This is a genomic window from Pelomicrobium sp. G1 (assembly GCF_051905455.1).
In the GTDB taxonomy this organism is placed as follows: domain Bacteria; phylum Pseudomonadota; class Gammaproteobacteria; order Burkholderiales; family UBA6910; genus Pelomicrobium.
In genome coordinates, this window is the sequence record NZ_JBQACR010000005.1 from 1 (window position 1) to 10491 (window position 10491).

Genomic DNA, 10491 nt, shown 5'->3' on the forward strand with positions numbered 1-10491 from the left:
GGCTGGTCGGCCCACGTGATCGAGCAGCGCCAAGACGGCAAGATCATCCGCCCGAGCGCGAACTACATCGGCCCCGAGCCCCGCCCTTGGGTACCCATCGAACAGAGGGGATAGAGGAACGCAAGCCGTCCCTTATACCCCGGGAAATATCCGGATTAGAATGGATCAAGCGCGGACCAGAGGAGACGCGATGGAAAAGTTCAGGGCGTTCAAGATCGAGGAGGTGGACAAGCAGATCCGCAGTGGCTTCGTCGACATGACCCTGGATGAGCTGGACCCCGGGGAAGTGGTGGTGCGGGTGGCCTATTCCGACGTGAACTACAAGGATGCCCTCGCCGCCACCGGCAAAGGCAAGATCCTGCGGCGCCCGGCGTGCGTGGGCGGCATCGATTTTTCCGGCACGGTGGTCTCCTCCACGGACCCGGCGTTCAAGCCAGGAGACAAGGTGCTCGCCACCGGCTTCGATCTGGGGGTATCCCATCACGGGGGCTACGCCGAATACACCCGGGTGCCCGCCGCCTGGCTGGTTCCGCTGCCTCCCGGGCTTAGCCTCTTCGACGCCATGGCCCTGGGCACCGCCGGGTTCACGGCGGCCCTAGGGATCGTGCGCATGGAGCACGAAGGATTGAAACCGCAGAATGGCCCGGTCATCGTGACCGGGGCGACCGGTGGCGTGGGCAGCATCGCCGTCGACGTGCTGGCGGGGTTGGGCTACCGGGTAGTGGCCCTGACCGGCAAGGCAGCGGAAACGGAATATCTCAAAGGCCTGGGGGCGGCGGAGGTGATGCTGCGCTCCAGCCTGGACCTCACCAGGATCCGGCCCCTGGACAAGGCCACCTGGGCCGGGGCGGTGGACAACCTGGGGGGCGAGGTTCTGGCCTGGATCGCCAGCACCATGCAGATCGGCGGCACCATCGCCTCCATCGGGCTCGCCCTGAGCCCGAATCTCAACACCACGGTGATGCCTTTCATTCTGCGAGGGGTGAGCCTCTTGGGGGTGGACTCGGTCAACTGCCCCATGGAGCTGCGGCGCCGGGTGTGGGCGCGTCTCGAGACCGACATGCGGCCGGCTCATCTCCGCAGCATGACCCACACCGTGCCGCTGGAGAAGCTGCCGGCCGTGTTCGACGACTTCATCCAGGGAAGGGCGAAGGGACGGACCGTGGTGGAGGTGGCCGGCGGCTAGCTTCCGCGCCGTTCAGGGCCCGCCGCGGGTTTCTTCCTGCGCGCAAAGCACACACCAGAGGAGAGAAGACATGGGCGAGACGTACAAGGAGTTTCACCGGCGTTCCATCGAGCAACGCGAGGCTTTCTGGGCGGAGCAGGCTGCCCTGGTGGACTGGCACAAGCCTTTCGAGAAGGTCCTGGACTACAGCCGCCCGCCGTTCGCCAAGTGGTTCGTGGGCGGAGAGACCAACCTCTGCTACAACGCGGTGGACCGGCACTTGAAGGACCGGGCCGACCAGAAGGCCCTGATCTACATCTCCACCGAAACGAACCAGGAACGGGTCTACTCCTTCCGGGAGCTGCACCAGGAAGTGAACCGCTGCGCCGCGGTGCTGCGAAGCCTGGGGGTCGCCAGGGGCGACCGGGTATTGATCTACATGCCCATGGTCCCCGAGGCGATCTTCGCCATGCTGGCCACGGTGCGGCTGGGGGCGATCCACTCGGTGGTGTTCGGCGGGTTCGCCTCCGGGAGCCTCGCCGCCCGCATCGACGACGCCAGACCCAAGGTCATGGTGACCGCCGATGCCGGCATGCGCATGGGGAACAAGATCCCCTACAAGCACCTGGTGGACGAGGCTCTCCGGCTATCCCAGTTCCCGCCCGAAAAGGTGGTCATGGTGAACCGGGGACTCGACCCCCAGATGCCCCTCACGCCGGGGCGCGATCTGGATTACGCCGAGCTGCGCAGCCGGCACCTGGACGCCCAGGTGCCCGTCGTCTGGCTTGAGGCGAGCGAGCCTTCCTACATCCTGTACACCTCTGGCACCACCGGGCGGCCCAAGGGGGTTCAGCGGGACACGGGAGGCCACGCGGTGGCGCTGGCCGCCAGCATGAAGTGGATCTACTGCGGCGAGCCGGGCGAGACCTATTTCGCCACCTCCGATATCGGCTGGGTGGTGGGCCATTCCTATATCGTGTACGGGCCCCTCATCCGCGGCATGGCCACCGTGGTCTACGAAGGGGTACCCATCCGGCCCGATCCCGGGATCTGGTGGAAGATCGTCCAGGACCACCAGGTCACCGTCATGTTCAGCGCCCCCACCGCCATCCGGGTGCTGAAGAAACAGGATCCGAGCTACCTCAAGAAGTACGATGTCTCGTCCTTGAAGCACCTGTTCCTCGCCGGCGAGCCCCTGGACGAGCCCACGGCCCGGTGGATCGCCGAAGCCCTGGGGGTGCCGGTGATCGACCACTACTGGCAAACGGAGACCGGCTGGGCGATTTTGACCGCGGTGCCCGGGGTGGAGAAGACGCCCGTCAAGTTCGGCAGCCCCAGCTTTCCCGCTTACGGCTACGACGTGCGGCTGCTGCACGAGCAGACGGGGGAGGAGGTGGGCCCGAACGAGAAGGGGGTGGTGTGCATCGTCCCGCCGCTTCCGCCCGGCTGCATGTCCACCGTCTGGGGCCAGGACGAGCGCTTCGTCTCCACCTATTTTTCCAGCTTCAAGGACCGCTTGATCTACACCACCTTCGACTGGGGGATGCGGGACGAGGACGGCTACTACTTCATCCTGGGCCGCACCGACGACGTGATCAACGTGGCGGGCCACCGCCTGGGCACTCGGGAGATCGAGGAAGCCATCAGCTCCCATCCCGCCGTCGCCGAAGTGGCGGTGGTGGGGGTGGCGGATCAACTGAAAGGCCAGCTCCCCCTGGCCTTCGCCGTGGTCAAGGACCCGAGCCGCATCGCCACCCCGGAGGGGCGCACGGCGCTGGAAAAGGAGATCATGGGCGTGGTGGACAGCCAGCTCGGCGCCATCGCCCGGCCGTCCCGGGTACATTTCATCACCCAGTTGCCCAAGACCCGTTCGGGAAAGGTGCTGCGGCGTTCCATCCAGGCGATCGCCGAAGGCCGCGATCCAGGGGACCTGACTACCCTGGACGATCCCGCTGGCATCGAACAGGTGAAGGTGGCAGTGACGGCCGCCAAGGTACAGGCGGCTTAGTCCCGGAGCCAGGGCCCGGCGCTTGGGGCACGCCCGGGCCCGTCTTCCGCTGCGTCCGTAACGCCCCGGTCGAGCGGCGCCCGGCTGGTCGAATCCGGCGGTTCGTCCATACGTCGGCAGGTGGGATGGTCACGTCTTGCCTTATGGCGCCCCACCATCCTATCCCTCGCCGCGCTCGGGCCCGCCCTGCGGGCGTCCCACGAAGCGGTGCTTCGTGGTCGAACCCGAGGCGGGCTCTCGCCACACCCAGTAGCAGGTGTTCGGCGTTTACTTCGTTCCGGCGGACAGGTTTTTCGTCTACGCGGGCTTTCTTTTAGGCCCGGTAGCACCCTATATTGGTCCCAACTTCAACACCGGGCTGGCGGTGGGCGGGGCCCCGGTGGCCGGATCTTCGTCTGTGCCCATGGCCGGGGCGAACCTCCGTACATGGATGCCGGCGCGTCTTGGACCCGCTCGGACGGCGAACACGTAAAGGTGGAGTGCCCAGAAAGCGGCGAGGCTGACTTCCCAGCGGGTGCTATCCGCGAACGCAAGCCAGCCGGCACGATGGCACCTTTGCGCCCGCCAGCTAATGTGGTCGAAGCCGCGGTGTTACGGAAGATTCGCCGCCGCGCAGCGGGAAACGCCCGATGTCGACGAGCGAGATGTAGTCGCCGCCATTGACCGGTTCAGCGAATTCTGACCTGCGTTGTTTCCGGCGGAGTAGGTGGGCACGGTCACACCGGCCGATCTCGACGCAGTCGACGAATTAAAGCCGATCCACGCACCCTGCTCGTCACCGCCAGAGCTTGGAGCTGGCTGCGGCGTTTGGAACGCTGTGAGGCCGCGACTTTGGGCGCTATCACGCAAGCCGAGCAGGCAATGCTGGCCTTCGTCGGCCGCCATGTCCGGCTCATCCATCTCTCGCCGATGATCCTTGAGTGCTTCTTGATCAGCGTTAGGATCATCCGTTACTCAGCACTTGGGCTGTCCAAACGCGATCGAATCTGGCTTCCGCTTCACGTTGAACCGACTTCACACTTGCGGCGTCGGGTGCCTCGTATTCGCAGATCATCCGCCTCCGATCCAACGACCAGTAGCTGCGAATCCAGCGGACCTGATAGAGGTCGAGGCACGGGGCCATCCGCGCCTCCGTCGCCTTCAACTCCTCTTCGGTCAAGGGCGTCTCGAAGCTCCGTTCGACAATGATGTGCGGCATCCGTTACCTCCTCGTCCTGCGTTTTCGATCTCCCGAAAGCGGCGGCGCAACCCCCGAAGCGGCCAGGCCGCAGGCAGCCATCTCGATGAAGGCACGCGTCCTCGCGTTGAACCGGTCGTTGTCGGCAACCGCCCTGCACAGGCGTCTGATACGCGCTGCCGCCTCGCCCGAGTGATCGGCCTCGATCCTCGCCAGCACCGCCTTGGCGATAGCGATGTCGTTTTGCCGGCGCATGGCCCGGGCCGCTTCCAAAGCTTCTTGCCCATAGGCCTTCGCAGCCTCGGGCCAGTGCCTGGCGAGACACAGGGCCGCCGCCCAGTTTAACGCATAGGCGAGATGGCTCTTGTCGTCGACGGCTCGCAGTTGCGCGAGCGCCGCCTCCAGCTGGCCGGAGCCCTGGTGTCTTGCCTCGGCGAAGTCGGCGAGCGTCGCTATGGCGTCGGCGAGCGGTGTCTCGGTCTCGCCTAGCCGCCCTGCAACCACCCGGAGCTCCCGACACAGGTCTCTTGCGGCGGGGTAGCGACAGCGCTCGAGCTGGATCAGCGCCAGCCAGGTCAGGCATTTGTATTCGCGCCACCGATCCTCTGCTTTACGGGCGAGGCCAAGCGCGCAGTCGATTCGCGCCGCCGCCTCCTCCGGGCGTCCCAGCCAGCGGGCCAGCAGGCCGCGGCCCCATTGCAGCTCACAGACTGCCTGCGCGCCGATTCCGAGCAGCGTCTCGGCCTCGTCGAGAAGCGCCCTTGCCCGCGGGATCTCGGTCTCCAGCTCGATCAGGCAGCGCGCGGTGTTGGCTAGTTGCCGTGCAAAGGTTTGCCGGTCTGTCTCGCGCCCGACCTCGGCGGCGCGGACCGTGCTCAGCCGGGCCTGGGCAACGTTCCCCGTCTCCTGGTGGACCACCGAGAGGAGGTAATGGCCGGTCGCCGCCGCCGCATGCAAGCCGGCGGCCTCGGCATCGGCGACGGCGCTCTCTAGCTCGTCGGCGATCCGGGGGGGTGGCCGCATGGTCGGCCCCGCTGCGGCTAAAACCTCGACCCTGAAAAGACCGATCGCGAGCTCGCGCCGCAATGGATCGTCCGGCAGTCGATCGAGGTGAGAACGGCCGCGCCTGACGAGCGCCAAGGCATCGGCATTCGCGAACAGCCGCAGGCTTCGTTCGCCGGCGATGACGCAGGCCCGCGCAGCGAGTGCATGGTCCCCCGCCAGCTCCGCATGACGGACGAGATCACCGGCCATGGCGTCGCTAGTTTCCACCATCGCGTCCAGAACGCGGGCGATCCGCCCGTGCATGAGCTTCCGTCGCGGCTGTGAAATCTCATGGTAGGAGGCCCGGCGGACAATGTCGTGCACGAAGTCGTAGCTGTCCGCGTCGGCCGTCCGAATTAGACCTCGCCGCTCAAGCTGCTCCAGAGCGGTGAGGAGCACCGTGGTCTCGAAACCGGTTACCCGCGCGAGCAGGTCGACTCCAACGGTTCGTCCCGCGGCCGAAGCCCAGGCCAGGAGGGTACGACTCGGCTCGTCGAGCGAAGCGAACTGACCGGCGATTATCGCCTGCAGGGGACGCCCAGGCTCGTGCCGCCCCTCGCGTCGCGTTCTGGACAGCTCCAGGGTGAAAAGAGGATTGCCGTCGCTCTCGGCAAATATGGCGGCGGCGTCGATGTCAGGGTCGAGCGCGTGCACCAGCTCTCTGGTCTCCGCCTCGTTCAAGGCCGGAAGGGGCAGCTCCTGCAGCCGCTCGTCACGGTCGAGCGCTCGCAGCGTGTGCGAGATGGCTAGGTTGTCGGCAAGCTCGCCCGAGCGCGCCGCGCCGGCGAACAGAACGGCTTCGGGAGCGTTCGGCAGGCGGGCCACATAGTGGAGCAGCATCGCGGACCCTTCGTCGACCCATTGCAGGTCGTCGAGTAGAATTGCGAGCGGCATGGTGCGGGCGAGATGTCGCAGCAGCAAGAGAACTGCATCAAAGAGACGGGCGCGGTCTGTCGGTGCGACAGGCAGCGGACCGAGCTCGGGCCGGAGCAATGCGAGATGTTGGCGTGTCTCTTCGGGAATCAGACCGACAGGGGCCGATCGCACTGCATCGATCCAGGCGCCATAGGGATGTGCGGCCTCCGCCTCGAAGGCGCGTCCCCGCAAGCAGCGACCGCCGATCATCGCCATGCGCTCGGCGAGATGGTCGAGGAGACGGCTCTTGCCGATGCCGGGCTCGCCGGTGACCAGGAGGACGGGCGTCGCGCGGCCGTTGGCGGTGGCCGATATCAACCGGTCGATCTGCATGCGCTCCGCGACGCGGCCGACTAGGGGAACGGCGGCCCTGCTCCAAGGCCGATCGGGGGTCCTGACCTGGCCGCCGGTTTGCAGGTGCACGCGCGGTTCGACGGGCATCCGCCCAATGGCATGCCGTGCGCGCTCGAGCGCCCCAGAAAGCGGAATTCCCGCCTCGCGTTCGAGTACGCTCCGAGCCTGCTCGTACTGCGCCATGGCCTCGCGTCGGCGGCCCAGATGGCCGAGCAGACGAATGACGCGGGCATGGCCTTCTTCGGACAAGGGATCGGTCGCCACTAGGGCGCGTGCGTGGACAAGCGCCTCCTCCGGCCGGTCACTAAGCCGATCGGCGAGGGCGCGGAGCGCGTCGAGGCGTAGGGTGCTGACTGCCGCGCGCTCGGCGAGACACCACTCCTGGAAACGATAGCAGGCGGGCAGGTCGAGGCCATCCAGGAACTCGCCGCGGAACAGGCTGGCCGCCGTCTTGAGGCCCTCCAAGGGAGCATTCGGGATATCGGCAAGCAGCCCGCGGACGGTCGTCAGATCGATCACCGCGTCACGCGGCACAAAGGCGACCCGAGATCGGTCGCTCTCAAGGCGTGTCGTCCCGCCGGTGTCAAGCAGCGGCCGGATCTTGGCTAGGCTCCAGCGCAACTCCCTGCGGGGGTCGTCCGGCCCCTCCCACAACAGATCACACAACCATTCCCGACGGTGGGGCGTTGCGGTCGCGACGAGATAGGCTAGGAGCGCTCGCGTTTTCTTCGATGCCGGGAGGCTGACCTCCTGACCCTTTGCGACAATCTGCAGCTCGCCCAGCAGGCGAAATTCGAGAGGGGTCTCCGCCATCGCGTCTTTCGTTTAACGACGTGGCCGCGCGCAATCCAACGCGGATTCCCACGGGCGTTCCAGCGCCTTTTTGCGAGTATAGCGCTCGAAGTCACGTTGAGGAACCGACCTCCAACAAGGAGACGTCCGATGGACACCTTCGATGCCGCCAAGTACAAGGAGACAACCCGTGAGCAATGGCAGGCCGCGGCCAAGGCCTGGAACGACTGGGGTCCGTTCCTCCGCGCCTGGCTCGGACCCACCACCGAGATCATGCTCGACATGGCCCGCATCGGTCCGGGCAGCCGCGTGCTCGACGTCGCCGCCGGTGCCGGCGACCAGACGCTCCAGGTTGCGGAACGGATCGGCCCGCAAGGTCATGTGCTCGCCACCGACATCGCCCCGAACATCCTCGCCTTCGCGGCGCAGAACGCGCGCAACGCCGGCTACGCGAACGTCACGACCGCCGTCATGGACGGTGAGAATCTCGACGTGCCGGAGGGGACGTTCGACGCCGTGATCTCGCGCGTGGGACTGATCTACTTCCCCGATCAGCAGAAGGCGCTCGCCGGCATGAGGCGCGCGCTGAAGCCCGGTGGCCGGATCGCGGCCATCGTCTATTCGACGGCGGAGAACAATAAGTTCTTCTCGATTCCCGTCTCGATCATCCGCCGCCGCGCCAATCTGCCGCCGCCCGAGCCGGGTCAGCCCGGCCCCTTCAGCCTGGGCAATCCCGGCGTGCTGGAAGAGGCGTTTCGCACAGCCGGGTTCCGCGACGTGGAGAGCCGGCTCGTTCAGGCGCCGGTCAAGCTTCGTTCGGCGGCCGAATGCGTCCGCTTCGAGAAGGAGTCCTTTGGCGCGCTGCACCAGATGTTAGCCGGCCTCGATGAGGCGGGGCGTGAAGCGGCCTGGGCCCAGATCGAACAGGAACTCGAGGCCTTCGAGGGCCCGTCGGGCTTCGCAGGCCCGTGCGAGTTGGTCTTGGCTGTGGGGACCAAGTGAGCCCCCGGGGTCAGCCCGCCAATGCCCATTGAGCCGACGCCCAGTTGAACAGGAGCAAGAACATGGCTGATGATCACGTCTATGTTGGTCGCTGCTTCTGCGGCGCCGTCGAGATTGCCGTCACCGGTGAGCCTGTGGCGATGGGGTATTGCCACTGCGCCTCCTGCCGGGCGTGGTCGGCCGGACCGGTAAACGCATTCACGCTGTGGAAGCCGGAGGCGGTCACGATCACCAAGGGGGCCGAGCACGTGGCTAGCTTCCAAAAGACCGAGAGAAGCATTCGCAAATGGTGCGCGCGCTGCGGCGGTCATCTGCTGACGGAGCATCCCATATGGGGCGTAACCGACGTCTACGCTGCCGTAGTGCCGGACCTTGCCTTTAGACCGTCCGTGCACGTCAACTATCAGGAGACCGTGCTACCGATGCGGGACGGCCTGCCGAAACAGCGCGATATTCCCGCCGAGATGGGTGGATCAGGCATTCTGATGCCGGAATGAGAAGGAGCGAGGCTAACATGTCCACGAAGGTTGCCGTCATTCAGAAACCCCCGGTTCTGTTGAACCGGGACAAGACCACCGAGAAGGTGATTGCCTCAATCGACGAGGCGGCGAAACAAGGAGCATCGCTGCTGGTCTTTCCCGAGGCCTTTATCCCTGGTTACCCGACCTGGGTCTGGCGCCTGAAGCCTGGCGGCGACATGGCGCTTGCCAGCGAGATTCATGCAAGGCTGCGCCAGAATGCCGTCGACCTTGGCGCTAGCGATCTCGCGCCGGTGCAGGAAGCCGCGGCCAAGCATGGCGTGACGGTCGTGGTCGGCCTCCACGAGATCGACAGTGGGTTTTCGGGGACGACGCTGTTCAATACCGTGGTGGTGATCGGTCCCGACGGCACACTCCTCAACCGTCATCGCAAGCTGATGCCGACCAACCCGGAGCGCATGGTCTGGGGCATGGGCGATGCGACCGGTCTTCGGGTCATCGAGACGCCCGCGGGACGACTCGGCTGCTTGATCTGCTGGGAGAGTTACATGCCGCTTGCGCGCTATGCCCTCTACGCTCAGGGCATCGACATCTATGTGAATCCGACCTGGGACAACGGCGAGACATGTCTGGCGACATTGCGCCATATCGCCAAGGAAGGGGGCTGTTGGGTGATCGGCACTGCCACCGCCTTGCAGGGCTGCGACGTGCCGGAGGATTTTCCCGAGCGCGACCGCTTGTTCACGCCCGAGGAATGGATCAACGATGGCGATGCGGTCGTGGTCAAGCCCACCGGGGCGATCGCCGCCGGCCCGCTTCACCGCGAGAAGGGCATCCTCTATGCGGAGATCGACGCGGAGGCGGCGCGGCGCGCCCGACGGTCGCTTGACGTCTGCGGCCATTATGCTCGGCCCGACATCTTTTCGCTCACGGTGAACCGGAAGCCACTTCAGCCGGTAACCTTCTCCGAATGACGGCTCGCGACACGACTGACTGTCGGTGTCGCGGAAACGGGAACGGCTGCCAATCTGCCGAGGGGCACTGATTGCGAATGTTTCCTCCTAAGTCGCTGCCGATACACCCCCATCCACATCGCCGTGATTGTTTTTGCGGCGCGGGCACACTAGACGATGGATTGAAAGCTTCATTTGCCCGCGAGAGCCGGACACAACGGTCAAGGCAGCTATACTCGCAACTCATTGAAAAAATTTATTTACCGCACTTGACCGAGCGTGGTGGCGGTTAAGTGGGAAAAAGAGGGCAAAAAGACCCTGACGGCCACGGCTCGCTAGCCGGTCTCAGTGGTAAACCTGAGTTCGGCACAGCCCTTTGAACCCGAAAGAAAAATAGCTGCGCGGGCAGACGCGGCGTCGGTTTATGCGGATGAGTTGGCAGAGAGGGCGGGATTGCTCGGCTTTCGCGTTGCCGCCGCGAAAGCCTCGGCCCTCGCCGCGCTCGGGCCCGCCCTGCTGGGATCCTACGAAGCGGGCTCTGTGCGCCCAGGGCGGGATTGCTCGGCTTTCGCGTTGCCGCCGCGAAAGCCTCGGCCCTCGCC

At 65.8% G+C, this 10491-nt stretch carries 7 protein-coding genes and 1 pseudogene; 5 read left to right on the forward strand and 3 right to left on the reverse strand.

The window, feature by feature from the left end:
• Positions 1-190: 190 nt before the first annotated feature.
• The gene (locus tag ACTFO6_RS06400; RefSeq protein WP_439933629.1) at positions 191-1186 is read left to right on the forward strand and encodes an oxidoreductase; all 996 of its coding nucleotides are present in this window, start codon (positions 191-193) and stop codon (positions 1184-1186) included.
• 61 nt (positions 1187-1247) lie between these two features.
• A pseudogene (locus tag ACTFO6_RS06405) lies at positions 1248-3173 on the forward strand (propionate--CoA ligase); the annotation flags it as partial.
• 591 nt (positions 3174-3764) lie between these two features.
• Here ACTFO6_RS06405 and ACTFO6_RS06410 read toward each other — a convergent pair.
• The 3 genes from ACTFO6_RS06410 to ACTFO6_RS06420 are packed head-to-tail and all read right to left on the reverse strand — an operon-like array spanning position 3765 to position 7476.
• Positions 3765-4073 (reverse strand): hypothetical protein, encoded by a 309-nt coding sequence (locus ACTFO6_RS06410; RefSeq protein WP_439933630.1) that lies wholly within the window; start codon positions 4071-4073, stop codon positions 3765-3767.
• Between the two features lie 43 nt (positions 4074-4116).
• Positions 4117-4371, reverse strand: coding sequence for a DUF4242 domain-containing protein (locus ACTFO6_RS06415; protein WP_439933631.1), 255 nt, complete (start codon positions 4369-4371; stop codon positions 4117-4119).
• Between the two features lie 3 nt (positions 4372-4374).
• On the reverse strand, positions 4375-7476 hold the full coding sequence (locus tag ACTFO6_RS06420; RefSeq protein ID WP_439933632.1) for an ATP-binding protein: 3102 nt from the start codon (positions 7474-7476) through the stop codon (positions 4375-4377).
• Positions 7477-7605: 129 nt separating this feature from the next.
• Between ACTFO6_RS06420 and ACTFO6_RS06425 the strand changes: the two genes are divergently transcribed.
• The 3 genes from ACTFO6_RS06425 to ACTFO6_RS06435 all read left to right on the forward strand — a co-directional run bounded on the left by ACTFO6_RS06425 (position 7606) and on the right by ACTFO6_RS06435 (position 9910).
• On the forward strand, positions 7606-8457 hold the full coding sequence (locus ACTFO6_RS06425) for a class I SAM-dependent methyltransferase (RefSeq protein WP_439933633.1): 852 nt from the start codon (positions 7606-7608) through the stop codon (positions 8455-8457).
• 62 nt (positions 8458-8519) lie between these two features.
• Positions 8520-8954, forward strand: a complete 435-nt coding sequence (locus ACTFO6_RS06430; protein ID WP_439933634.1) for a GFA family protein — start codon at positions 8520-8522, stop codon at positions 8952-8954.
• Positions 8955-8971: 17 nt separating this feature from the next.
• Positions 8972-9910, forward strand: coding sequence for a carbon-nitrogen hydrolase family protein (locus tag ACTFO6_RS06435; RefSeq protein WP_439933635.1), 939 nt, complete (start codon positions 8972-8974; stop codon positions 9908-9910).
• The last annotated feature ends 581 nt before the right edge of the window (positions 9911-10491 follow it).

Bases quoted from the DNA above. Each gene is read 5' to 3' on its own strand.
- ACTFO6_RS06425 (WP_439933633.1), top strand. From the start codon at position 7,606: ATGGACACCTTCGATGCCGCCAAGTACAAGGAGACAACCCGTGAGCAA.
- ACTFO6_RS06415 (WP_439933631.1), bottom strand. From the start codon at position 4,371: ATGCCGCACATCATTGTCGAACGGAGCTTCGAGACGCCCTTGACCGAA.
- ACTFO6_RS06430 (WP_439933634.1), top strand. From the start codon at position 8,520: ATGGCTGATGATCACGTCTATGTTGGTCGCTGCTTCTGCGGCGCCGTC.
- ACTFO6_RS06435 (WP_439933635.1), top strand. From the start codon at position 8,972: ATGTCCACGAAGGTTGCCGTCATTCAGAAACCCCCGGTTCTGTTGAAC.
- ACTFO6_RS06410 (WP_439933630.1), bottom strand. From the start codon at position 4,073: ATGGATGAGCCGGACATGGCGGCCGACGAAGGCCAGCATTGCCTGCTC.
- ACTFO6_RS06420 (WP_439933632.1), bottom strand. From the start codon at position 7,476: ATGGCGGAGACCCCTCTCGAATTTCGCCTGCTGGGCGAGCTGCAGATT.
- ACTFO6_RS06400 (WP_439933629.1), top strand. From the start codon at position 191: ATGGAAAAGTTCAGGGCGTTCAAGATCGAGGAGGTGGACAAGCAGATC.